Genomic DNA, 25,379 nt, shown 5'->3' on the forward strand with positions numbered 1-25,379 from the left:
ACATAAGGAGGGCATGATGAAGGCGCTCAAGACCACTGTGCACTACGATGTGACCGCCGGGCGAACCCATACCGAGCAGACGGAGCTCTCGGTCATGGACGAGGCGATGAACACCGAGCACATCGTCGAATCGAATGTGGTGGGAATCTACCCGGACTACACGTTCCAGATGATGGAGGGCTATGGTTGCTCGCTCACCGAGTCGGCATGCTATCTGCTCTCCAAAATGGACTCCGCGACGCGCAAAGAGGCCTTGGCCCAATGGTTCGGTCCCGCTGGAATGGACGCTTGGTTCGTCCGCGTACACATCGACTCCTGTGATTACTCGCTCAGTGAGTACCAGGCCGTTGAGGATCCTCTGGCCGATCCCGAATTGGAGACCTTCTCGATTGACCGTGATCGTCAGTACATTCTTCCGGTGCTCAAAGAGGCGATGGCCATGGCGGGGCATCCCATTCATGTGTTGCTCTCCCCATGGTCGCCTCCGGCGCAATGGAAGACGCCCCCGGAGATGACGCGGAACGACGCCTCGGTGTACGGCGGCGAGGAGGGCGATGTCATCGATCTGAGCAAGCCGGGGCGCTGTTTCGGCGGAAGGCTCAAGCCGGAATACTATTCGTCGTGGGCGCGGTACCTCGTCAGATTCATCAGCGCCTATATGGCCGAAGGTGTTCCGGTGACGATGCTGTCGATTCAGAACGAGGCGGCTGCGGCCACGAGTTGGGATAGCTGCCTGTGGACCGGAGATCAGGAGCGCGAATTCCTGAAGCACCATCTCTACCCGGCAATGGAGGAGGCCGGTCTGACCGATGCCGTGAAGATCTTCATCTGGGATCATAACAAGGAACGTGCAATCGAACACATCGACGAGTTCATGAGCGACCCGGAGGCGGCGAAGGAGGTTGGCGGTTTCGCTTATCACTGGTACTCCGGCGACCATTTCGAGGCGCTGTCGATGTTGCGAGGCAAGTATCCCGACAAGGTGCTGATGCATTCCGAAAGCTGTGGGCTGCATATACCCGGCAAGGTGACCATGCTCGATATGACCGATGAACAGATCGAGGCGCTGCCCGATGGCGACTACAAGACCATGGTGCAGACGACCACTCCGAACGAGATGGACTTCAATGATGCGACGGCCTATGCCCACGACATCATCGGCGACCTGAACCATGGAATGCAGCGGTGGATCGACTGGAACATGATCGTCGACAGGCAGGGTGGTCCCCGTCATACCCCAGGGGGTTTCGCCGCGCCGATCGTCGCCGAAGACGACGGACGGTATACGCTGACCATCAGCTACCGGTATATTCGCGAGATTGCACAGGCCATCAAACCGAATGCGGTGGTTCTCGGCACAAGCACGTATTCGCGTGATATCGAGGCGGTCTCGGCCCGCAACGCAGATGGCTCAATCGGCGTCGTCCTCCTTAATCAGGCGGAGCGCGATATCCCGGTGAACATTCGCATGGGCGGCCTGCTTGTGGCGGATGTGCCGTTGCCGGCACGCACCTTGAGTACTCTGGTGTTCACGGAGTGATCGTGGATCGTCGTCGCACACGTGTTGCCGATATGGTTGCGCCACCGGCCCAAAGGCCGGTGGCGCAACCATATCGATCGCTCCCGTCTGCTCGACGCATCGGATTCGGTCGAGCGGAGGCAGATTCAATTCATTGTGGGTTGCCGGCCGACAATGATGTCCACTCCCCAACGCGGCAATGTGACGGCATCGCCCACGGTCACCGGAGTTTCGGCGGTGACGGCCTGCTCTCCGTCGTCTGTGGGATGTCCCAGCAGGAACGTTCCCGAGGCGGGTGCCCGGAAGGTGATGGGCGACCCTGAATAGTTGAGCAGGTAGGTAACGGTATCGCCTGCCGTGTTGGTTCCGCTCCGCACGCAGACTGTGCCGGCCAGTTCCATGCCGGGGGTGTGCACGCCGGCGTTGGACAGGGCCTCTGCAAGCACGGTGCGCCATGCATCCGCCTGAAGCTGCGTGCCCACCCACTGCGCATCTCCGGAACCGAATGCATGTCTGGTGATCGCCGCATATGAATCCCAGGCATAATGGTCGTACCAAGCGAGTACGTGGGTTTCCGGAGCCGGGGAGAGCATCTCGATGAAGTCGTTTGCAGACGCGCCGGCGAGGTCGGCCAAAGTGTCGGGGCATTTGAGCGATACACCCATCGGACGAGTGAACTGGTTGTAGGTCATGCCAAATATGTCGACAAGATGATGCGGTGCCTTGTCGTGCCACACTTTCACGTTCTCGTCCGCAACGAATGACCGCATGGTGGCGAGCAGATGACCGCCATTCTTAACATACCGCGCCAATCGGTCGATGGTCTGCTGATCCGTGGTATACAATGCGGGTGCGATCACCAGGGAGTAACCGGCGAGTTGGTCTGCGCTCGCATCTGCGGGCAGGAAATCGACCTCCACATTGAGCTCGAACAATGCATCGTATATGGATCGCAACACGTCGTTGTATGTGAGCGTGCCGCCCATGGGGAATCCCGTTTCGATGTGGAACCAGGACAGCGCGGTGAGCGACTCGTTGCTGGCGAGGATTGCCACCGCATTGCGTTTTGACAGATGACTGAGCGTGTCTCCGATACGCGGGTCGCCGATCTCGCGTCCAAACCTCCCGGCCTCCTCGTAGGTGGGATTGCTCTCGAAATCGTGCGACAGCAGTCCGCGCCAATACGTTTCGAACGAATTGTGAATTGAATGCCAATGCCAGTACATGATTCCATCCGCACCGGATGCGAGATGACTGTAGGCTTGAAGGCGCAATTGGCCTGGGTACGGCAGCCAACCATGCTGACCCTGTGCCTGCGTTTCGAGCACCAGGTAATTGCCGCCGCCTGCCGAACGTGCCATGTCGCCGCCGAATGCGATCTCCTTGCCGGTGAGTGCATCCTCGCTCGGATGGTAGATGTCGACGCCGCAGATGTCGAGTGCGCGGGCGGCACGGAAATGGTCGACCGCAGGCTGTAACCCATAGGAATGACCGCGCCATTCGTAATCGAAATTATGAGTGATGAACTGGTCGTCGCGCATATACTCCCGAATAATGCTCGCCTGCCATGCAAGATACTCCGCCACTTGATCGCGGCGGAACCTGTCGAATCGCGCGCGCAACGACTCGTTGATCGAACCGGTGAGATCCGGGAAGTCCTCCCACGCATTGATCCGATTCGACCAGTAATCCAAGCCGTACGCCTCGTTCAATGCCTCGAGGTCGTTCTTGAATTCGTGGCGTAGTTGTTTGATGAACATCACCTGCATGTCGTGGGAGACGGAATCGTAGTATTTCGTCTCATTGTCTACCTGATAGCCGATGACGCAAGGCTGCTGTGCCACGTGGGAGATGAGGGATCGGATCACCCTCTCGCCGTAAAGGCGGTAGGCCGGGTTGACGATGTTCATGATTTGCCGCGCCCCGTAGTGGGGTTCCCCGGCCGGTGTGGTGGCAAGGACGTCCGGATACATGGCGACGAGCCATGTGGGTACCGCATAGGTCGGGGTTCCCACAATCACGTTGATTCCGGCGTTGGTCGCCGCGTCGAGCGCGCGGTCGATGTGCGTCCAGTCGAAATGCCCGGGCTGGGGTTCGCATGTGGACCACGTGGATTCGCCGATGCGAATGACGTTGATGCCCGCTCGGGTCATCATCTCCATGTCGGTGTCAATGCGATCCAGATCGCGCGGGATGTATTCATCATAGTATGCTGCGCCGAACAGAATGGGGTCGGTGTATGCGCGGGCCATGTGTCTCTCCTTGGTTCCGCTATGTGTTGTGCAAGGTGAACGGTGGGGCGGCATTGCCCCTACCGCAAGCGTCGTATATGTCCAGATTATCTACTTTATGGTAGATATAAGAAGTATCGTACCGGGTCTCATCTTCCTCCGCAAATGATGAATCCATCTGCGTTGTATAGACAACTTAACTGATTTCGCAGCTTCTTTGGCTCGGTGTATATTGTGAAACACATTTAACTATTAGGTGGTAGTTAAATGTGTTTTACGCAACCCTTCCAGTTCCAGTTTGGTTCTACTATCAAAGGAGATAGAGATGTCAACTGTTTCATTGGAGCAAACGTCGTCTGCGCTCAGTCGGAGCGATAGAATACGTCTGCTCGCATCGTTCCTGGTGTTTCCCCTGTTGTGGTGCTCGGGCTTGTTCATGGTCGCGGCCGTCCTGTTGCCTCAGCGCTTGCGCGACGTGATGGGAGCGGATGCGGCGACTGCTGCATTCGGCGTCATCAATGCATGCACGGCGTTCATCTCGCTGCTGTCCAATCTCGTTGTGGGCAATTTGTCGGACCACACTCGCTCGAGATTCGGCCGGCGCACCCCCTGGGTCATTTCTGGCGGCATTGTCGGCGGCGTATCGCTTGCACTGGTCGGTTTCCTTGACAATGTATGGCTGATCGGCATCAGCTACTGCGTATGCATGATTGGCCTGAACATGATGATCGCGCCGGTCATTGCGACCCTGTCCGACCGAGTGCCGGCCAATATGCGTGGCACGATGTCTGCGTTCCTTGCCGGTGGTACCGCGGTGGGCAGCGCTCTCGGGCAGATGCTGGGGTCGAGGTTCCTCTCCAATCAGATCCCCGGATTCCTGCTCAGCGGCACTCTGATGGGGCTGGCAGGAATCTGCACGGTGCTGGTCTGGCCAAAGGAGCCGAGTTCGAAGCATCTGGCAAAGACGTCCAACGGTTTCGGGGATATGCTCAAATCCTTCATCCCCCCCACCAAAGGCGCCCGTGATTTCTGGCTGGCGTTCGTGGGGCGTTCCCTGTTCATCTTCGCGTACTACATGATACTCAATTACCAACTGTATGTGCTTGAGGATTACGTCGGACAGTCAGCGCAGCAGGCGGGTAACACAATCGCCGTGATGTCGATGGTCTCGATGATTGTGGGCCTGGTGTCCTCGCTTGCCGGTGGCCCCATTTCCGACAGGATCGGCAAACGCAAGATCATGATCGTTCTTGCGAGTGTGCTGATGGCGGTTGGTTTTGTGCTGCCTTGGATTCTGCACAGCCCGTTGTCCATGATCCTGTTCGCAGGGTTCTCCGGATTCGGTTATGGCCTGTATGGTGCCGTCGACCAAGCTCTGAACGTCGATGTGCTTCCCAACAAAGAGGAGGCGGGGAAGGATCTGGGCATTCTCAACATCGCAACGACGCTGGGGCAGATGGTCGGGCCGATCGTCACTTCGGCCGTTGTGGCCGCGACCGGCGGTTATACGGTGGTCTTCCCGGTGGCCATTGGATTCGCCGCATTCGCGTCACTCTTCATCATGCTGATCAAAAGCGTGCGGTAGGGGTCGAGCCATGTGGTGTGATGATACGCGTATGCCGCATGGCCCGATCGGTACTTACCGGTAGTTGTCCCAAACGGGCGAGGGGAACAGTATGCGTTCGAAGGCGATCCATTCGTCGTACAGGTCAATCGGGTCGGAACGCAGCCATCGCAATTGGATGCCGTCCATTGCTTCGAGGGCCATGCGGTGCAGTGGCTTGAAGTTCTCCCAAGTGCCGATCTGCGGTGGAAGTTTCCATTGGTAGTTGCTGAGCGTCTGCCAGATGATTGCAGGTCTGTGCTCGAAATAGTCGTGGGCCGGGTGATCCGGGTCAATGGACTCGGCCTGCAGAATGGCGAACATCTGCACCAGATCGCGGCGCTTGGCGTTCTCTCTCACCACATAGCGCAAGTAGGCGGGGAAGTGCGGCGCATCCCGGTCGCTGCCTGGCAGCCCGCTCGCAAGGAAGTCCCCTGGCATGCTTGTGGGGTCGTAGAACTCCTTCATCACCATCGCAGCCAATCCGGCCTTGTTGCCCACGTAATGCAGTACGCCCTGCTGGGTCATTCCCACTTCGGATGCGACATCTCGCAGGGAGATGCCGTTGTAGCCCCGTTGGGAGATGAGTTTGACGGTGGCGCGGAGAATCTCCTCCTCACGCTGTTGCGGGGATTTGCGTGTGCGTGTGTTCACGGATTCCTCCACGGAAGGCTGCATGGTTTCCTACGTGATTATAAGGCAGTTCCCCTGTCTATGCCGAATGGGTCTGTTCGCCGTCGATTTTCGCGGGATGAATATGCCGCAATGAATAATGAATGTGGCCTCCACTCACGAATGAGTGGAGGCCACATTGCATGGGGACGAAGCGCTCAGTCGATGAGGAACGAGCGCATGAACCACTGGAACTGCTCAAGCTTGAGCACGTGATCCTGCACGATGTTCGAGCTGATCACATCGAGGTCGTCGAGCTCCTTGATCGCGGTGCGGTCGGCCTTGATGAACGAATCGTAGTACTTGTCGAGCGCGCGCAGGTAGTCGAGTGTGTTCTGGCGCCCCTCAAGCTCGAACTTGTCCCACGTGCGGTAGCGCACGATGTCGTCCGGACGGCCGCTTGGCGAGCCGCCCAGTGCGGCGATGCGCTCAGCCGTCTCGTCGGCCATCGCGAGCACCTCGTCGACCTGCGGGTCGAGCATCTCGTGCACGGCGATGAAGTTGGGGCCGGCCACATTCCAATGCGCATGCTTGAGCACAAGCGCTGCTTCCTGCTCCTGGCTCAGACGCTCCTGGAGAATGCCGATGATCTTCTCCGAAGCCACCTCGTCGAGGCCTGGAATAATGAATGACAATGCCATATGCACGTCCTTTCACGAAATCGCCTACGTTCTGCAGGCTCTTATTCGAGCTTACGTACGTGAACCCGGCAACACATGAGCATGAGCTGATAGCCTAATGTGACCTAGCTCTCACGACGGCTGTCTACTTGTCGGAATGCTCCGGGTCGTTGGCCTGCTGGTCGTCTGAGACCTCCGTGCCGCCGTTCGCCGTGCCCTTGCGCACCTCGATCGTCTCGATGCGGCGGCCGTCCACCTTCGTGATCGTCATCGTATACGCGTCATCCACCACGAGGTGGTCACCCACCTCGCCCATCTTGCCGGAATGCGCGAGGAAGTAGCCGGCGACCGTCTCATACGGGCCGTCCTCGAGTTCGATGCCGGTGAGATCGGCGAAATCCTCGATGGTCATGCCGCCGTCGATGGTGGCGACGCCGTCCACGAACACGTCGGTGGGCAGCTTGTCTTTCGGGGTGTCCTCCGGCAGGTCATACTCGTCGCGAATGTCGCCGACGAGCTCCTCGGTCATGTCTTCAAGCGTGACAATGCCGTCGGTGCCGCCGTATTCATCAATCACCACAGCCAGATGAATGCCGCGTTTGCGCAGCAGCGACAAGCTCGGTAGCAGTTTCGACGTGCCCGGCAGTGAAATGCCCTCGCGCGTGACATCGGCCACCGTCTTCGCATTCGGGTCGCGAACGTCGAGCAGGTCGCGCACATGCACGAATCCGAGTACGTCGTCGAACGATTTGCCAATCACCGGGTAACGCGAGTACGGCAGCTCGCGCACCTGGGCCGCGGCGTCCGCCAGCGGGGTGTCGCCGTCGAGGAAGACCACGTCGGCACGCGGGCGCATGACCTCGGCGACAATGGTCTCCGAGGCGTCGAACACGTCGTCGAGAATCGTGCGTTCGTCTTTGGTAAGATTCGTGTTCGAGCTCACCAGCACGCGCAGCTCCTCGTCCGAGACCTCGGACTCCGTCTCGTTCGGGTCGAAGCCGAGTAGTCGCACAATGCCATTCGTGTTCTTGCCAATGAGCCAGATGATCGGCCGGCACACCTTCGCAAATGCGCTGATCGCCGGCACGACGGCGCGGGCGATCTGTTCATTGCGCTGCATGGCGATGCGCTTCGGCACCATCTCGGAGATCACAATCGAGCAGTATGAAATGACGAGCGTGAGCACAATGGTTGTGAGCGGTGCGGCCACATTGCTTGGCACGCCCCAGCCTTCCACCACCGGTACGATGAACGGCGAGATCGACGATTCGCCGAAGGAGGCGGAGAGGAAGCCGGAGAGCGTGACGCCGATCTGCACGGTGGACAGGAACGTGTTCGGGTCACGGGCGATCTTCGCCACGCGCTTGCCTCGGGCGTCCTCCTGTTCCATCTGGTCGATCTGCGAACCGCGCAGCGAGACGAGCGCGAGCTCGGTGCCGGCGAACACGGAACCAAGCAGCAGGAAGACGAAAATGAGCAGAATGTTCAAACCAAGTGACATAGCCTCAAGCGTATGTCATTGGCACGCCAATGTGTTCGCCAATGTGAAGAGATTACGAGCGAATGACGCATTCTGGTACGGCAGCCGCTATTTTCGATTGTTAGGTGGGGCTCTTTAGCGTATCGACTGCAAAAAGCCTTTTTATCAAACAAATGCTCGAATGGTTGTCTAATAAAAGGGGCTGGGTTGCGTATGTTGCTCTAGGCGCCCACCTAACAATCGAAGATACGTAGGCTGGCGCGGCAATGGCAGGCTTCCATCAGCTTATTCCCTTTTCAGTGAGTCAGAAGCTCAGCACCTCCACCAGGCCCGTGTCGAGACGGTAGCGGGCTCCCACAATCATGAGCCGTTCGTGGGCGAGCGCGTCGCGAATCATCTCGGAACTCGTGACGAGTTGCTCGATTGTGTGCGCAATGTGCACCTGCTCGTAGTCGTCACGCGAATCAAGGCCGGCCATGCGGGCCTGCCATACGGAGATGCCTATGTTCTTCAGGAATTCGCTCGACGATGATGCGATCACCTCGTCGAGATCCTCCATGATCCGTTCCCTCTCCTGCGCGTCGGTGATTTCGTGGGTGAGGTGCTCGGTGAGTGCATCGAGTTCCTTCTCCGCCTGCGCGACTGCGGCGCAATGCTGGTGAGAGAGCACGACGAGCAGACTCACGTGCAGCGACGAGACCGCATATTCGAGCGTCTGCAGCACGGCCTGGTCGAGCATCTCGCCGGCGGTGCGCACCGTGAACATGTCACCGAGACCCGCATCGAAGATGATCTCGGGAGGCACGCGCGAATCCGAGCAGCTCAGCACGGCGGCATCGGGGTTCTGCGTGTCGATGAGCGACTCACGTGTCTCCTTGTCTCGCCACGGGTGCTCCGCGTTGCCTTCGGCGAAGCGTCGGTTGCCGGCGAGCATACGGCTCCATGTGCTGTTTGCGGTGGTTTCCTGAGTGCTGTCGGTCATGATTCCCCTTATCGCCTCGATGTCCGCTGGGTTACGGTACATCATAGAATCTCTTGAATACAGTTGGTGATGTGTTCGCGAGCGGAGGTGGCGATGGCGGGGCATAGGGGAGCGAAGCGGCCCTCCATTTTCGAGGTGGCGAAACTCGCCGGCGTGAGCCACCAGACCGTGTCACGCGTGATCAACCATTCCCCCAACGTGGCGGAGGCGACTCGCGCGAAGGTGGAGCATGCCATTGCCGAACTCGGCTATCACCCCAGCAATTCCGCGCGCTCACTGGCGTCGAACCGCACGCGCACGGTTGGCATGATCGCCGGTGGCCAGCGTTTCTACGGCCCGGTGAGCGCATTGGCGTCCATTGAGGCGACTGCCCGCGCTCATGGTATGTTCGTTTCGGTGGCCATGGTGCATGAGGCCGAGTGCACACAGCAGGAATTCGACGATTTGTGCGGCATGTTCATGCAGCAGGGCGTCGACGCGTTCATCTTCCTGACGCCCACCGACGAGATGTTCAAGGTGGCCTGCAAGTCGCAAGTGAGCCAGCCGTGCGTGATCATCACCTCGTCGCACGGCGGTGTGAGTGTGAGCGAGGGCTTGCACATGTTCAACGCACGCCAGCGCAGGCGTGTTTCGTTGGTGGGCATAGACCAGTGGGCCGGCATGGCGTCGGTGATGCGACTCATACGCAAGCACGGGCACCGCAACGTGCTGTTCTTCGCGGGGCCGGGGCAGTGGCGCGACGCCAGCACGCGCCTGATGGCATGGAACAAGCTGTGTGCGCAGAACACCGTGAATTCGGTGACGGTGCAGTGCGGCGATGATTGGGAATCCGCCGACGCCTACCGGCGTATGAACCATATTCTCGACAACATCGGTTCGAACGGCGGCCGCCTGCCCACTTGCGCGGTATGCTCGAACGACGTCATGGCGATCGGTGTGATCCGCGCATTGCTCGAGCATGGCGTGCGTGTGCCCGACGATATGAGCGTGACCGGCTTCGACGACATGCCCGGCATGAGCAATCTGTACCCGCCGCTGACCACGGTGAGGCAGGATTTCGACGACCTGGGCACGATGGCCATGAAGGAGGCGCTGTTCCTCATGGGGGAGGAGGCCGAGCCGGGTTACCCGAACTCACAGCATGGCGTGGGACTGGTGTCGGCGGACCTGATTGTGCGGCAGTCCGTGCGTGCGGCGCCGCGCAGGTGAGAGTGGTGCGAATGCGTCGCTCGCCGTGCCGCTCCGCGTGCGCGATGGGGGTCTACTTGGAGGGGTCTTCGGTGTCTGCGGATTTCGTGTTCCAGCCGAGCACCGCATTGACTGCGCAGTACCCGGTGACGATGATGAGGCAGATGCTGAGGATGATGTTCGACCAGCTGAGGAGATCTCCACTGGCATTGGCCTCCACGCAGTTCTGGAAGAGCCAGATGGCGCAGGCCACGGCGGTGAGGGCGTAGAGGCGGGCTCGTGCGGTGGAATTGATGTTCATGCGTTCCTCCGAGTGAGATTCGAGTGGGGAGCAGATGTGTTGGCGAAGAGAGGATGGCCGCCGGTGAATGGGATCGCCGGCGACCCATTCCGAGAGGGGAAGGGAAGTGTAGGTGGCCGGTTGGATGGCATGCTGCCGTCCAACCGGCTTGCAATCGCTAGCTCTTCTTGCGCTTGGAGAGGATGTCCACCGCCACGGCGCCCAGGAGCACAAGACCCTTGATCGTCTTCACCACTGCGGTGTCGACGCCCATGATCGACAGGCCCTGGTTGATGACGCCCATGACCAGTGCGCCGACAACGGCGCCGGCAAATCCACGCTGGTGCATGTGCTGGCCGGTCTGGAGCAGCCGGATGCCGGCAGCATCGCGGTGGGCGGGGAGACGGTGCGGCTCGACGGCGTGGCGAAGGCCATCGACCTGGGCATAGCGCCGGCCTTCCAGCAACCTCAGTTCTGCGAGAATCTGGATGTATCGGCGAACATCTTCCTCGGCAGGGAGATGCGGCAGGGATTTGCCAGCCGCGACGATGAGGGCATGTACAACAAGGCGCGCGAGGTGCTTAACACGCTGTCGACGTCCGTGCGCGCCGGCCAGAGCATCGCGTCGCTTTCGGGAGGACAGCGCCAGACCATCGCCATCGCGCGCACGCTGCTCAACGATCCGAGCCTCATCGTGCTTGACGAGCCCACGGCGTCGCTGTCGGTGACGCAGACGGCCGAGGTGCTTGACTACATCGTGCGGTTGAGATCGGACGACCGCAGCGTCATCATGGTCTGCCATGATCTGCCGAATGTGTTCGCGGTCGCCGATCGCATCGTCGTGATGCGGCTGGGTGAGATTCGCGCCGTGCACAACACGTCGGAGACCTCCTACGAAGAGGACATCGCGGAGATCGCCGGCGTGGGCGGATCCGGTACGACGCCGTCTCGGCCGTGCGAACGGGCGTCGCGTGCGCGCATGCCGATTGCCCGCGAGTCGCATCCGCGCCCGTCTCGCGGTGGGGATCGCGATGGAACCATGGCATGAACGAGCTGTCATGTGGTTCCCATCTGCGCTGCCTAAGTTGCAGCGTGTGTCGGGCTGCGTCCAATTTGCGTAATTTGGGACGGGTTCTGATGGGTTTTTGTCCCGTTTTACGCAGGTGGAAGGTTTTGTCACCTTTTGCGCAGGGTGAGAAGAAATGTAAGAAACGACAGAAGTAAGACAAAGGTAAGGAAGGGAATGGCATGGGTGCAGCGGAAATCGTAGTCACCGTGGTGACGGCGGTCGCATGTCTGGGCATGGGCGTGTTTCTGGGGTCATTGCCGTTCAAACGGGACGAGTTGACGGAATGGCATATGAAATACCAGCAGCTCGGCGGTGTGCTCGCCTGCGGCATTGTGATCGTGCTGATGCTGCTCGGCTATGATCTGGCATCGTGGCTCGCAATCGCGGCTCTCGCAGTGGGTGTGGCGGTGAGTCGCATTCCGGTGGTTCGGCGAGGCTTGCTGGCGCGTTTCCCCGAGCTGCATCCGGCCGAACGGCAGTCGCCGTTGCGCAAGGGCACGTCAAAGAAGCGCCGGTCATAGACTGGTTGACGAGCGCTCCACCAAGGTGAAATCGGATGTGTATACGCGTTTCGCGCCATCGTACCCTTGAATGCGTTCGATGAGCATGTCCACCGCGTGCCGCGCATAGCTGTCGATATGCGGGTCGATTGTCGTCAGGGAAGGGTTCGCATACGTCGCCTCCGGTACATTGTCGAAACCCACCACCTGCACATCGTCGGGCACCCGGATTCCCCGTACCTGCAATTGATGCAACGCTCCCAGCGCCATCGCGTCATTGAGACAGATGATGGCGTCCGGTCGCACGCCTTGGTCCATCATCAGATTCGTTGCGCGAACGCCGCTGTCGCTCGTCAATAAGCCACCTGAGAACAGCATGTCCATGCGGGCCTCGATGCCATGCTCCTCGTATGCCTGCATATACCCTTGCACGCGGAGTTCCTGCGTACCCTCGGTGGCTTGTCGGTAATGTCTTGCGCCGAGCGAGCCGTCTGCGCCGAACAGCGCGATGGAACGGTACCCGGAATCAAGCAGGCGATTGGTGGTGTATCGCATCGCCTCCACGTTCGGCATGGTGACCTGATCCACCTTGCCATAGGCGTCCCAGTCGCCGGTGAGCACCAGAGGATAGCTTTGGTCGAGCATCTTGCTGTGTTGTCCCATTGCATGATCGGCGAAGACGATCCACCCGTCTGCGGCCAGATTGTTCGCCTGCCGCATCGCCCGTGCCAGGCCGTGCTCATTCTGGCCGTAGGTGTTTATGATGACCCCGTAATGATGCTCCCGCGCGCAGACGATGATCTGATCGGCCAGATACGAGGCGAATGGCTGGGAGAAATCGAAGATGGCCAATCCGAGCAACCCGGTTGTGCCGGTTTTCAGTGAACGTGCCGACAGGTTGATCGTGTAGTTCAGCTTGTCCATTGCCTCAAGCACGCGTCCACGTGTCGATTCACGCATGCTGCCGGTGCCGTTGATCACGTTCGAGACTGTTTTGAACGATACGCCGGCCTCGGCCGCGACATCCTTGATGGTCACGCCTTTTGCCATGGTCGGTCTCCGATGCGCCTTGCTGTTTACCTATGCATTGCCTATCGCCTTGAATCGCATCACTATGCACGTTGCCGGGGATGCCGGTGGCCCAGACCGACGGTCCGGGCCGTTGTGTCAGCGCAGATGGATTGCGGTCCAACTCACCGGCGGAAGGGTCACGGTGACCATGCCATCCTGGATGGAGGCGGTGTCGTTGGGGTGGGGCACCACGCGATCCTGATGGTTCACGGTGTTTGTGGCCAGCATGTCGTCATCGTGCAACGTTCTCACATCAAGCTCGGTAGGTGTGAAACCTTCCGGCAACTTGATCTCGAAGTCGCATCCATCGTCCAGCGAACGGTTGGTGACAAACACGGAGACCGAGCCGTCTTTGCCTCGCACGGCCACGGCATTCGTGGAGTTCACGTTGCCATAGCGGTTGGTGTGGTACTGGGTGGACTCGATCTTGGGCTCCAGCACATCGCCGCCCTTGGCCCAGGCTGCGGTGAGGGAGAACGGGTAGAAGGTGGTTTGGCGCCAAGCGGGCCCATTCGGCTCGGTCATGATGGGGGCGATGACGTTGACGAGCTGAGCGAGTGATGCCGCATGCACACGATCTGCGTTTTGCAGCAATGTGATGAGGAGGTCACCCACCACCACGGCATCGGCCACGGTGTAGACGTCCTCGAGCAGCCGAGGGGCCACGGGCCAGTTGCCTATGCCTTCCGGGTTCTTGCTGGGTTCCTCCTCGTAGTACCACACATTCCACTCATCGAAGGAAATGTACACGTTGTGGTCGCTCTTGAGTCGCGCCTTCGTGGCGTCGATGGCGGCGCCCACATCTTTGATGAATCCATCCATATCCACGCCGGAGGCGAGGAACGACGCCATGTCGCGCGAGCCGTTCTCCATCAGCTGCGGGAAATAGTAGGCATGTGCTGAAACGAAATCCACCTTGTCGAAGGTGTGCTCGAGCACGGTCTCCTCCCATTTGCCGAAAGAGTCCATCGTATGGTTCGATGAACCACAGACGACCAGCTCAAGATCGGGGTCTAACATGCGCATGCCTGCCGCCACCGAGGCCGCGAGCTTGCCGTAGGCCTCGGCGTCCTTGTGCCCGAGCTGCCAAGGGCCGTCCATTTCATTGCCCAAGCACCACATGCGGATGTCGAACGGGTTATCGGCGCCGTTGCGAATACGTTCCTCCGAGCGGGCAGTGCCTTCCGGAACGTTCGCATATTCAAGCAGATCCAGTGCTTCTGGCAATCCGCGGGTGCCGAGATTGACGGCTTCCATCAACTCGTTGCCGCCGGCCTTATTCAGCCATGAGACCATTTCGTGCAGCCCGAACTGATTCGTTTCGGTGGAATGCCAAGCCAGATCAAGGCGACGAGGTCGGTTCTCCTTTGGGCCAATGCCATCCTCCCATTGATAGCCTGACACAAAGTTGCCGCCGGGATAGCGGATGGTGGTGGCACCGAGTTCCTTGACCAGATCGATGACGTCTTGGCGGAACCCCTCGGCATCGGCAGTGGGATGCCCCGGTTCATAGATGCCGGTGTACACGCAACGCCCCAGATGTTCGACGAACGAACCGAATACACGGTCGTGTACCGGGCCGACCCTGAATTCGTCATCCACCACCAGTCTGGCTTGTGCTTCGCTATGCTGCGGCATGGTATGTTTTCCTCTCTGCTGCACTGAATGCAACGTTGTTCTTCTCTGCGACGTCTCTTCGTCGTCGAAGAGATGGGATTGAGTGTGGTTGAGCTAGTACAACCTTGTACTTCATGTTACCGCTCACAAGATGCTTGCGCGGCGGGAAATGCTCAAAGGTTAGATAACACTTGATATTCAGCCATTTGCTCGGCGTGTCGGGTTGGTGGACGTGATCTATGCCCAGGGGTATGCCCCTGTTCGGCGTGTTCTGTTTGTGTGAGCGCTAACATATACATGACGCATGAGTTCATTGCGGAACTGAATCCCGAAGCAGGAGGAACCATGGCAGATTCGAAGGCGATTGCACAGGCCATTCGTGACGGGCGCACGTCGTTGGGGATTGAATTCGGTTCCACGCGCATCAAGGCGGTGCTCATCGACGATGAGCGCAATACGATCACCACCGGTGATTATGGTTGGCAGTCACATCTTGTGGACGGCCTGTGGTCGTATGACGTGGACAAGATCTGGCGCGGACTGCAGAGTGTCTATGCCGATGTGGCCGACCGCGTGGAGGCCGATTACGGCCTCAAGCTCACGCGCATCGGCCAGATTGGCTTCTCCGCGATGATGCATGGGTATCTCGCTTTCGATGCGGATGGTGAACTGCTCGTGCCGTTCCGGACCTGGCAGAACACCAACACGAGCGAGGCTCATGAGAAACTCTCCGAGCTTTTCCAATACAACATTCCGGAACGTTGGTCAATCGCGCACCTGTATCAGGCGGTGCTCGACAATGAGCCGCATATCGGTTCCGTGCGCTATTTCACCACGCTTTCCGGCTATGTACACTGGAAGCTCACCGGTCGCAAGGTGCTGGGCATCGGTGATGCGTCCGGAATGTTCCCGATTGATCCGAACACCAAGACCTATGAGCAGGGATTCATTGAACAGTTCGATGCGCTGCCTGAAGTCGCCGCACAACCGTGGAAGCTCAACGATTTGCTTCCCGAACCGCTTGTTGCGGGCACCCCGGCCGGCGAACTCACGCCGGAAGGCGCGGCGCTGCTCGACCCGTCTGGCGTACTTCAGCCGGGAACGATGCTCGCTCCTCCGGAAGGTGATGCCGGAACCGGCATGGTGGCCACGAACTCGGTACGCCGTCGTACCGGCAACGTGTCTGCGGGAACCTCGATCTTCGCCACCGTTGTGCTTGAGCACAAACTCTCCAAGTTGCGCCCCGAAGTGGACTTGGTGACCACCCCCGCGGGCGATCTGGCCGGTATGAGCCATGCGAACAACTTCACCGCCGATCTCAATGGATGGGTGGACCTGTTCCGCCAGTTCTCACAGCTCAACGGACGAAACGTCGATGACGGCACCCTGTACGGCGAGCTGTTCCGCGCGGCCATAGGCGAGGATGCGGATCCAGATGCCGGTGGTCTGCTCGCCTACCCATTCCGTACCGGCGAATTTCTCGCCGGGCTCGCCGAGGGGCGTCCGCTGTTCGTGCGCGGGCCCGAGGCGCGATTCTCGCTCGCCAACTTCATGCGGGCACAGCTGTTTGGCGCATTCTCGCCGGTGACCATTGGTATGAACGTGATGACCGAGGACGAGGGCGTCGAGATTGACTCGCTGGTGGGCCATGGTGGCATCTTCGCCACGCCTGTGGTGGCGCAACGCATTCTCGCGGCGGCGTTCAATACGCCGATCCGTGTGATGACCACCGCGTCCGAAGGGGGAGCGTGGGGCATGGCCGTGCTTGCGGACTATTTGCGTCACGCCGATCTCACGCTTGCAGATTATTTGGACGATGTCGTGTTCGCCGGGGCGGAATCGGTGACCGAAGCTCCCCGGCCGGACGATGTGGATGGATTCCAGCGATTCTTCGCCAGATTCGTCAAGGCGTTGCCGGTGGAGCGCAGTGCCGTTGAGCACGTCGAAATCGGTGGGTGAATCTGCAGCGTACGGATCTGCGCAAGTATCTGAAACTGTACAGAAAGGAACAACAATGGCAACACTGGCGGATTATGGACCGGAAGTCCGTGCGGAGGTCAAGCAGGTGCGGGAGGTGGTCGCCGCACTGCACGAACAGCTCATCAAGTGGAATCTGGTGGTCTGGACGGCAGGGAACGTTTCGCAGCGTCTGCGCACAGCTGACCTCATGGTAATCAAACCATCAGGGCTGCGTTACGAATATCTGACACCGAGCTCGATGGTCGTGTGCGACCTCGACGGCAACGTCGTCGACGGTGCGGAATCACCATCGTCGGACACTGCTTCACATGCATACATCTACCGCCACATGCCGGAGGTGTATGGCGTGGTGCATACCCATTCCACCTATGCGACCGCATGGGCCGCCACCGGGCAGAATATTCCATGCGGATTGACGATGATGGGCGACGAGTTCGGTGGTCCGGTGCCGGTGGGGCCGTTCCGTCTGATCGGTTCGGAGGCCATTGGCGAAGGTGTGGTCGAGACCCTCAAGGCGTACCCGAAATCACCGGCCGTGCTCATGCAGAATCACGGCCCATTCACCATCGGCAAAGATGCAGAGGCCGCGGTCAAGGCCGCCGCGATGACCGAGGAGGTGGCGCATACGATGTGGGCGGCCAAGCAGCTCGGCGACATCATTCCGATTCCTCAGGAAGACATCGATAAACTCAATGACCGCTACCAGAATGTGTATGGCCAGCACTGACTTGCACCATCACAATACAACTGCATACACAAATTCAACTGCGTAAGAAGAGACAGATTCGCATGGTTTTTGTCTCGAATTACGCAAGGTAGCAAGGCGGCAAGGCGGCAAGGTAGCAAGTCGGTTTGCGTAGAAAGGGACAGAAACTGCGGTTATTCGTCCCGGATTACGCAAGGGCGGGCAAATGGCTGAGTCATCCATACATCAATCCACATCGGTTCATAATCAATTCCAACAATCCACAATGAAGTGAGGAAAACAACATGGCAATGGAAAATCCGTTCGAAGGCAAGGAGATCTGGTTCGGCGTGGGCTCGCAGGACCTGTACGGCGAGGAGGCACTGCGACAGGTGGCGCAACAGTCCGCCGAGATTGTCGACTCGCTCAACGCGAGTGGCCGCATCCCCGTCAAGCTCGTGCTCAAGCCCACGCTGAAGTCGTCTGACGGCGTGCGTCGCTTCATGGTGGACGCCTCGGCCGATGATTCATGCATCGGCGTGATCACGTGGATGCACACCTTCTCGCCGGCGAAGATGTGGATCCGTGGGCTCGAGGCGCTGCGCAAGCCATTGCTGCAGCTTAACACCCAACACCATTTCGAGATTCCATGGGAGACCATTGACATGGATTTCATGAATCTCAACCAGGCCGCGCACGGCGATCGTGAATACGGCTACATTGTCACTCGTCTCGGCATCCCGCGCAAGATCGTCGTGGGGCATTACACCGATCCCGCGGTGGCCGACAAGATCGGCGTGTGGGCGCGCGCCTGCGCCGGTTGGCAGGCCTCGAACACGATGAACGTGATGCGCTGGGGCGACAATATGCGCAACGTTGCCGTCACCGAAGGCGACAAGACCGAGGCGGAGCGTGTATTCGGCGCCTCGATCAACACCTGGGCCGTCAACGAGCTCGTCGCCGCGTACGATGCGGTCAAGGAGAACCAGATCAAGGACCTCATCGAGGACTACAAGGCGAAGTACGAGATCGCGCCCGAGCTGCTGGACAAGGACTATGATTCGCTGTTCATCGCCGCTCGTGAGGAATGCGCAATGGTGAACATGATGCGCGCCAATGGCTGCACGGCTGGCGTCGACAACTTCGAGGACCTCGGCGCCCTGCCGCAGCTGCCGGGCGTGGGTCCGCAGCGCTTCCCGTCCGAATACGGCTGGGGATTCTCGGCCGAGGGCGACTGGAAGACGGCAGTGCTCGTGCGTATCGGGGCCGTGATGGGCTATGGTCTCGAGGGTGGTGCGTCGCTCATGGAGGACTACTCCTATAACTTCACCCCGGGCAACGAGATGATCATGGGGTCGCACATGCTTGAGGTCTCGCCGTCGGTGGGCACAATCGCCAAGCCGCGTCTCGAGATCCATCCGCTCGGCATCGGCGGCAAGGCCGATCCGGTTCGCCTGGTGTTCACTGTGGCTCCGAAGAAGGATGCGGTTGTGGTCTCGCTCGCCGACGTCCGTACTCGGTTCCGTATGCTCATGAATGTGGTCGATGTGGTCGAACCGCTCGGCTCGCTCGACAAGCTGCCATGCGCCCGTGCGCTGTGGAAGCCGGAGCCGAATCTGGAGATTTCCGCCGAATGCTGGCTGCGTGCAGGCGGCTCCCACCATACGTGCATGACCACCTCGGTCGGTCGTGAGGCATGGGAGGACTTCGCGCGCATCGCCGGCGTCGAACTCGCGGCGATCGACGCCGAGACCACACCGCGCGAATTCGAACGCGAACTCGAGATTGAGGACGTGTTCCACGAGCTTGCCAATCGCCACTGATTGCCCGATTCCCACGTTCCTTCCCTGCCGTGCGCCGGTACCTGTTGCGTTCCGGCGCACGGCATTTCCGCGCCCCGCATGCTGATGCGGGGCCTCAGTGCTAACATCGGCCGTAGAACCACAGAAAGGCGCATATGAGCACGCTCGCTGACCAGACTCCAGATATCCCCCTCATCACTCTGCACGACGGCAGCAGGATTCCGCAGATAGGCCTCGGCGTGCTGCGCATCGACGATGAGGGCGTCGTGCCGGTCGTTGAATCGGCGCTCGCAATCGGCTATCGGCATATCGACGGCGCTGCCGGCTACAACAACGAGGAGGGCGTGGGACGTGCGCTCGCCGCGACCGGTTACAACACCGGCGAACAGCGCGAGAGTCTGTGGATGACGACGAAACTGCGTGATTCCGAGCAGGGCTACGATTCCGCGATGCACGCGTTCGACCGCTCGCTCGAATTGCTGCAGTTGGACTATGTGGACATGTACATGATCCACTGGCCCACGCCGTTCGATTGGCGCAGCGGCGAGACATGGAAAGCGTTCGCGAAACTACGTGAAGACGGCCGTGTACGTACGCTCGGCGTCTGCAATTTCATGCCCGAGCACCTCGACAGGTTGTATGAGGAGACGGGTGAATACCCGACGGTCAATCAGATTGAACTGCATCCCACGTGGCAGCAGCGCGATGTGGTGGAATACTGCCATGCGCACGATATCGCGGTGGAGGCGTATTCGCCGATGGCACGCGGCGCCGACCTGGCGAACGGGGTGATCGAGCGGATCGCGGAGGCGCATGGTGTGACCCCTGCGCAGGTGATTTTGCGTTGGCATATCGAGAACGGCACGATCATCATCCCCAAGTCCGTGCATACCGAGCGCCAGCGTGAGAATCTCGATCTGTTCGGCTTCTCGTTGACTCCGCAGGAGCATGCCGAGATCGACGCTCTCGACGGCCCCACGCGCGCCGGGCACGACCCGATGACGTTCACGTACGCCTGATATCTGCGTAAAAAGAGACAGATTTCGCTATCGAACTGTCTCTTTTTACGTAATCATCTGATTCCTACGTAAAATGGGGCATAATCGACGGCGATTTGTCCTGAATTACGTACAAAGCGCGAGGCGCGAGGCACAAGGCGTGAGGATTGTGGGGCGGTGGTCGAGGCGCTTGTGCGGAACAGGAGAGCCCCGCAATCCTGTGGGAATACGGGGCTCTGCCATGCTTGTCGATCGGTGGAATCAGCCGGTGTTCTGCAGGCCGGCGGCGACACCCGAAACGGTGCAGAGGATCAGGTAGATGAATCCTGCCTGCTGGCTTTCGGAGAGCTCCTCCTTGTCGACCTTCTTACGCAGCGAACGCAATGCGAGCACCTGCGTGACGGACAGTGCGTCGACGTACGGGGAGCGGATGCGAATCGCCTGGCCAAGCACATGACGGTGCTGCAGCGGCCATTCGTCGCCGACGATCTTGAGCACCCACTTGCGTGTGAGTTCCATCTCGTCGAGCACCTTCTTCGAGAGGTCCGGGCGGTCGCCGAGTGCAAGGTACATCTTCGCGATGCGTTCGTCGGTCTTCGCCAGCGACATCTCGATGTTGTCGATGAACGTGGAGAACAGCGGCCATTCCTCGTATGCCTTGCGCAGCGTGGCGAGGTCGCCGAACGACTCGCATGCGGAGCCGAGGCCATACCAGGCGGCGAGGTTGATGCGGGCCTGGGCCCACGAGAAGATCCACGGGATCGTACGCAGATCGTCGAGCGACTTGGCTCCCAAGCCGCGCTTCGCAGGGCGGGAACCGATCGGCAGCAAGCCGATCTCGGTCAACGGCGTGACGATCGAGAACCATGGCGCGAAGTCCTCGCTGTTGAGCAGATCAAGGAACGTTTCATGTGAAACTTCGCTGAGCTGATTCGCCATTGGCTTGTACTTCTCGGTCATCTCGGTGTTCGTCTTCTCCACGCTCGGAGCCGACTGCAACAGCGTCGCGGCGGCCACGGACTCGACGTGTCGGATGGCGAGTACCGGATTGCCGTAGCGGGCGAAGATGACCTCGCCCTGCTCGGTGAGCTTGAAGCGGCACTTGACCGAACCCTTCGGCTGTGCGAGCACCGCGCGGTTGGCCGGGCCACCGCCACGACCGACGGCGCCGCCGCGGCCGTGGAACAGCGTCAGATCGATGTCGTTCTCGTCCGCCCACTTCGCAATGCGCTCCTGCGCGGAGTGCAGCGCGAGCGTGGCGGTGGTGGGGCCGGCATCCTTCGACGAATCCGAGTAGCCGAGCATGACCTCCATCTTGCGGCCGGTCTGCTTGAGTCGGGCCTGCACCTCGGGAATCTTCAGCATCTCGTCGAGCACCGAGACCGAATGCTCGAGATCCTCGAGCTGTTCGAACAGCGGGATCACGTCGATCACCGGGGCGTCGTCCGGATTCGAGAACGCCAGACGGTTGAGCTCGTACACGTCGCGCACGTTCTTCGCGCTCTTCGTGAACGAGATGATGTAGCGGCGCGCGGCCTTGACGCCATTGCGCTTCTGGATCGCGCCGAGGGCACGGAAGGTGTCGAGCACCTCATGCGTCATCGGCTGCAACGGTCCGCGTTCGCCATGCAGGCCGTGCTCGCGAATGTCGTCGAGGGCGCGCGCATGCACCACCGAATGCTGGCGGAACTCCATTTCGACCATGTGGAAGCCGAAGGTCTCGGTCTGCCAGATGAGGTCCTGCAGCGGGCCATAGGCGGCGCGTTTGTCGCCGGCCTCGGCGAGCGAACGCTGCACCACGCGAAGATCCGCGAGGAAGTCGTCGCAGTTGTGGTACATGAGATCGGTGTCGCGCTTGATCGTGTAATGCAGGCGGTCGGCCATGACGAGCAGCACCGCGCGATGCAGCTCCTTCGTGGAGATGAGCGATGCCTTGCCGGTGAGTCGCTCGCTGATCTCCTTCTGCTGGTTCCACAGCGCGCGCAGTTCGTCGCTCGGTGGCGTGGTCTCGGATTCGACGGTCATGTTGCGGCCGACGGTGCGCGTGGCCTCCTCGAGCGCGGCGAGCACATGGTCGCTGAACTTGCGGGCCACCTGACGGCTCACCTTGGCGGTGACGTTCGGGTTGCCGTCGCGGTCGGAACCGATCCAGCTGCCCGGGTGGAAGAACGCGGGGCATGCCGGCGGCTCGATGCCTGCCTTGTCGCCGAGCATCCAGTCGTCGAAACGACGGTAGACCATCGGAATCGTGTGGAACAGCGTGTTGTCGAAGATGTCGAGAATCGTGTCGGCCTCTTCGACAGGCGTCGGCTTCTTCAGCGCAATCGGCGACGTGCGGAACAGTGCGTCGATCTCGCTGTACAGGCGACGGCTGTCCTCCTTCTTGTCGGAGCCGCCGAGCAGACGGTGCGCTTCGAGCAGCTGTGCGATGCGGCGGATCTTGCCTTCCACGGCCTTGCGGCGCGCCTCGGTGGGGTGTGCAGTGAACACCGGGTGGAATTCGAGGCGTTCGAGCAGCTCCTTGGCCTTGGCCGGACCCATTTCGGAGATGAGCTGGTGGTAGGCCTTCGTCATCTCGTTCACCGGATCGATGGCCTGGGTGTCGTCGACCTTGGCCTCGCGCTCATGGAGCACGGCCACACGGTAGTTCTCCTCGCACAGATTCGCCAGGTGGAAGTACGTGGCGAACGCGCGGGCGAGCAGCTGAGCATCGTGCAGATTCATCGCATCGATCGTCTTGACGGCCATCTCTAGGTCGTCTCGTTCGGGATGCGTGTCGGTGAGCACGCCGGAGAACCGCTCGGCACTGGCATCGACGGCATACTGACGCACGGTGTCAAACGTTTTGAGAAGATTCTCGTCGTATTCGGAAAGCACCTGGCGCAGAATGTTCAGACACAAGTCCATGTCTTCCTGCAATGTCGCGGGAAGCGTGCGCTCTTCGGGACCTTTGGTGCCGAGCCCGGACGACACGATCGTGGCGTCGGCCGGCGTGATCGTTTGCTCTTGATCAGTCATTCGACCTCTTTCTCCAAACATTGGGTTGCTCGGTCTATCGGTCTTCTGCGGCTCCTCCGCAGTTCTTGGCGCCGATCGTTGCGAGCCCACAGCCCGTGTTCAGTAAAGTTGCGTTTGTATTGTAAGTACGAGCATGAGACACGTTTGTTACGTTTGGGCAGGGGCGGTCGGAGTGTGAGATTGCGTCTTTGGCGGCGGCCATCGCGAATGTTCGCGCGGGGGTAGTAGAAGTAGAGATGTGAGCAAGAGCGAAGAAGAATCTGCAACCACCACCGACGACATGCATGGTCATGACCGGCACAGCGCACGCGTGCACTGGCGTTCCCGGCCCGTGAAGTCGGCGGCCGGGGCGGTGCGCAGATTCCATTCGCACGCGATCCCGCTCGACATGGAAGACATCGAGCGCGACTGGGACAAGCCGATCACCGACGCGGGCATCGCCGCCAAGGCCAGTGTGATCGTACGCGTGGGCATGCTCGACCTCGGCGCGGGCACCGGAAGCTTCCGTGTGCGCGAGATGATGCACCGCATCGCCTACCCGCTCGGCGTGCATGTGCGCGCGGACGTCAATCTGACCGACGTCCAGGCCTCCTGCACCGACGGCAAGGAACGCATCACCGAAGTCGTGAATCTGCCGACGACCGGCGTGAACACCGAGCGGATCTGGCTGCTCGAGCATTTTGCGGACTGGTTCAGCGTCAATCTCGGCGCGGGCACCATGTACCACCGTCGCACCGAGGTCTCACGCCAGCTCATGCAGCCGAACACGCTGGGCACGCGCGACGCCTCGCAGATCTCCGCGGAGACGGCGAAACAGCTGCGAGAACGGCTCAGGCAGGAGGCACGCGCGCAAAAACTCGCGGCGAAACGGGCGAGCCTGCGCTCACGGGTCGCCGAGCGGGTTGCCGAACGCGCGAAGAAGAAGTTGCCCGAAGACGAATACGCCGAGCATTTCGACCATCTCGAAGAACATGCCGAGAAGCGCGTGCGCGAATCCGGGCCGATCACGGTGGGCCAGGTGCACAAGCGCCTCGACTTGATCGAACGCCGCAAGCCGCTCTATTCGTCGGCCTTCTCCGGATTCGCCGCCGCCTGCGCCTGCGCGGCCTTCGTGTTCCTGCTCGGCGGTGCGCCCTACGACATGATCGGCGCGTTCATCGGTGCCGGACTCGGCCAATGGGCGCGACGCAGACTGTTCGCGCACCACCTGAACCAGTTCTTCGTCACCTTCGTGGCGGTGGCGGTGGCGGCGCTCGCCTGCGTGGGCACGCTGCGGCTCATCGGCATATTCGACCCGGTCGCGCTCCACCACGACACCGCCTACATCGGCGCCATGCTGTTCGTGATCCCCGGCTTCCCACTCATCACCGGCGGCCTTGACATGGCGAAGATAGACTTCCCCTCCGGGGTGCAACGCATCGCCTACGTGTGCTGCATCATATTGATGGCCACGCTCGCGGGCTGGATGGTCGCCGTGCTCGTGCACCTGAACCCGCAAGGCTTCGACACGCCGCCGTTGAATCCGTGGGCCACTGGTGCCCTGCGCGCACTGTTCGCGTTCGTTGGCGTGTGGGGCTTCTCTGTGCTGTTCAATTCACCGCAGCGCATGTGCCTGGTGGCCGCCACGATCGGCATGATCACCGACACCCTGCGCTTGGAGATCGTGGATTGGGGTGTTCCCGCCGAAGCCGGTGCCTTCATTGGCGCCCTGCTTGCCGGTCTCATCGCCTCCGCTTGGCGTTCCGCAGTGCGGCACGGTCTGCTCGCACCGCATCTGGGTTACCCGCGCATCTGCCTGACGGTGCCGTCGATTGTGATCATGGTGCCCGGCCTGTATATGTACCGCGCGATGTTCTATCTCGGCCAGTTCAACACACTGCTCGCTCTGGACTGGGCGTTCCGTGCGTTCATGGTGATCATCTGCCTGCCTATCGGTCTTGCGATGGCGCGCGTGATCACCGACAAATCCTGGCGCTACGACGTGTGATTCTCGTCTGCCCTCCGTATGGCGGGTGTGGGAGGGCCGGGAAAGACCTCGTCACTGGATCGCAAGCGCCCTTTACG

At 60.3% G+C, this 25,379-nt stretch carries 19 protein-coding genes and 1 pseudogene; 10 read left to right on the forward strand and 10 right to left on the reverse strand.

What is annotated here, in order from left to right; translation table 11 throughout:
* Positions 1–13 precede the first annotated feature (13 nt).
* On the forward strand, positions 14–1,540 hold the full coding sequence (locus tag OGI63_RS00005) for a glycoside hydrolase family 30 protein (RefSeq protein WP_004268914.1): 1,527 nt from the start codon (positions 14–16) through the stop codon (positions 1,538–1,540).
* 125 nt (positions 1,541–1,665) lie between these two features.
* Here OGI63_RS00005 and OGI63_RS00010 read toward each other — a convergent pair whose 3' ends face one another.
* Positions 1,666–3,771: a beta-galactosidase gene (locus tag OGI63_RS00010; protein WP_004219316.1), complete on the reverse strand. Its 2,106-nt coding sequence runs from the start codon at positions 3,769–3,771 to the stop codon at positions 1,666–1,668.
* A 304-nt stretch (positions 3,772–4,075) separates the two neighbouring features.
* Between OGI63_RS00010 and OGI63_RS00015 the strand changes: the two genes are divergently transcribed.
* Positions 4,076–5,335 (forward strand): MFS transporter, encoded by a 1,260-nt coding sequence (locus tag OGI63_RS00015; protein WP_012619616.1) that lies wholly within the window; start codon positions 4,076–4,078, stop codon positions 5,333–5,335.
* Between the two features lie 54 nt (positions 5,336–5,389).
* Here the strand turns inward: OGI63_RS00015 and OGI63_RS00020 are convergent, their stop codons facing one another.
* From OGI63_RS00020 to OGI63_RS00035, 4 genes are all read right to left on the reverse strand, one after another.
* The gene (locus tag OGI63_RS00020) at positions 5,390–6,031 is read right to left on the reverse strand and encodes a TetR/AcrR family transcriptional regulator (RefSeq protein WP_004219318.1); all 642 of its coding nucleotides are present in this window, start codon (positions 6,029–6,031) and stop codon (positions 5,390–5,392) included.
* Between the two features lie 152 nt (positions 6,032–6,183).
* On the reverse strand, positions 6,184–6,666 hold the full coding sequence (locus OGI63_RS00025) for a Dps family protein (protein ID WP_004219320.1): 483 nt from the start codon (positions 6,664–6,666) through the stop codon (positions 6,184–6,186).
* A 124-nt stretch (positions 6,667–6,790) separates the two neighbouring features.
* Positions 6,791–8,146, reverse strand: coding sequence for a hemolysin family protein (locus OGI63_RS00030; protein ID WP_004219322.1), 1,356 nt, complete (start codon positions 8,144–8,146; stop codon positions 6,791–6,793).
* Positions 8,147–8,429: 283 nt separating this feature from the next.
* The gene (locus tag OGI63_RS00035; RefSeq protein ID WP_012619617.1) at positions 8,430–9,107 is read right to left on the reverse strand and encodes a carbonic anhydrase; all 678 of its coding nucleotides are present in this window, start codon (positions 9,105–9,107) and stop codon (positions 8,430–8,432) included.
* A gap of 93 nt (positions 9,108–9,200) precedes the next feature.
* Between OGI63_RS00035 and OGI63_RS00040 the strand changes: the two genes are divergently transcribed.
* A complete protein-coding gene (locus OGI63_RS00040) occupies positions 9,201–10,316 on the forward strand; it encodes a LacI family DNA-binding transcriptional regulator (protein ID WP_004219325.1) in 1,116 nt (371 codons plus the stop codon).
* Positions 10,317–10,368: 52 nt separating this feature from the next.
* On the opposite strand, the gene OGI63_RS00045 is transcribed toward OGI63_RS00040, so the two are convergent.
* Both OGI63_RS00045 and OGI63_RS00050 read right to left on the reverse strand, forming a co-directional pair.
* Entirely contained in the window at positions 10,369–10,596 is a 228-nt protein-coding gene (locus OGI63_RS00045; protein ID WP_004219327.1) for a hypothetical protein, read from the reverse strand.
* Between the two features lie 157 nt (positions 10,597–10,753).
* Positions 10,754–10,903: pseudogene (locus OGI63_RS00050) on the reverse strand (ABC transporter permease); the annotation flags it as partial.
* Here OGI63_RS00050 and OGI63_RS00055 point away from each other — a divergent pair.
* Both OGI63_RS00055 and OGI63_RS00060 read left to right on the forward strand, forming a co-directional pair.
* Positions 10,862–11,623, forward strand: coding sequence for an ATP-binding cassette domain-containing protein (locus OGI63_RS00055; RefSeq protein WP_202396021.1), 762 nt, complete (start codon positions 10,862–10,864; stop codon positions 11,621–11,623). The pseudogene OGI63_RS00050 and the gene OGI63_RS00055 overlap by 42 nt on opposite strands.
* A gap of 200 nt (positions 11,624–11,823) precedes the next feature.
* A complete protein-coding gene (locus OGI63_RS00060; protein WP_004219332.1) occupies positions 11,824–12,165 on the forward strand; it encodes a hypothetical protein in 342 nt (113 codons plus the stop codon).
* Here the strand turns inward: OGI63_RS00060 and OGI63_RS00065 are convergent.
* Complete coding sequence (locus OGI63_RS00065; protein ID WP_004219334.1) at positions 12,160–13,194, reverse strand: LacI family DNA-binding transcriptional regulator; 1,035 nt, start codon at positions 13,192–13,194, stop codon at positions 12,160–12,162. The two genes, OGI63_RS00060 and OGI63_RS00065, sit on opposite strands and share 6 nt — an antisense overlap.
* A gap of 117 nt (positions 13,195–13,311) precedes the next feature.
* Positions 13,312–14,853, reverse strand: coding sequence for an alpha-N-arabinofuranosidase (locus OGI63_RS00070; protein ID WP_004219336.1), 1,542 nt, complete (start codon positions 14,851–14,853; stop codon positions 13,312–13,314).
* 324 nt (positions 14,854–15,177) lie between these two features.
* Here OGI63_RS00070 and OGI63_RS00075 point away from each other — a divergent pair, with 324 nt between their 5' ends.
* The 4 genes from OGI63_RS00075 to OGI63_RS00090 all read left to right on the forward strand — a co-directional run bounded on the left by OGI63_RS00075 (position 15,178) and on the right by OGI63_RS00090 (position 20,318).
* A complete protein-coding gene (locus OGI63_RS00075) occupies positions 15,178–16,791 on the forward strand; it encodes a xylulokinase (protein WP_004219337.1) in 1,614 nt (537 codons plus the stop codon).
* A 55-nt stretch (positions 16,792–16,846) separates the two neighbouring features.
* A complete protein-coding gene (locus OGI63_RS00080) occupies positions 16,847–17,539 on the forward strand; it encodes an L-ribulose-5-phosphate 4-epimerase (protein ID WP_004219338.1) in 693 nt (230 codons plus the stop codon).
* Between the two features lie 263 nt (positions 17,540–17,802).
* The gene (araA, locus tag OGI63_RS00085) at positions 17,803–19,320 is read left to right on the forward strand and encodes an L-arabinose isomerase (RefSeq protein ID WP_004219339.1); all 1,518 of its coding nucleotides are present in this window, start codon (positions 17,803–17,805) and stop codon (positions 19,318–19,320) included.
* A gap of 134 nt (positions 19,321–19,454) precedes the next feature.
* Positions 19,455–20,318 carry an aldo/keto reductase gene (locus OGI63_RS00090; protein WP_004219340.1) on the forward strand — a complete coding sequence of 288 codons (864 nt, stop codon included), beginning with the start codon at positions 19,455–19,457 and terminating at the stop codon, positions 20,316–20,318.
* Between the two features lie 240 nt (positions 20,319–20,558).
* On the opposite strand, the gene OGI63_RS00095 is transcribed toward OGI63_RS00090, so the two are convergent.
* Positions 20,559–23,315 (reverse strand): phosphoenolpyruvate carboxylase, encoded by a 2,757-nt coding sequence (locus OGI63_RS00095; protein WP_004219341.1) that lies wholly within the window; start codon positions 23,313–23,315, stop codon positions 20,559–20,561.
* Between the two features lie 238 nt (positions 23,316–23,553).
* Here OGI63_RS00095 and OGI63_RS00100 point away from each other — a divergent pair, with 238 nt between their 5' ends.
* A complete protein-coding gene (locus OGI63_RS00100) occupies positions 23,554–25,302 on the forward strand; it encodes a threonine/serine exporter family protein (protein ID WP_004219342.1) in 1,749 nt (582 codons plus the stop codon).
* The last annotated feature ends 77 nt before the right edge of the window (positions 25,303–25,379 follow it).

The sequence above is a fragment of the Bifidobacterium sp. KRGSERBCFTRI genome (assembly GCF_025908335.1).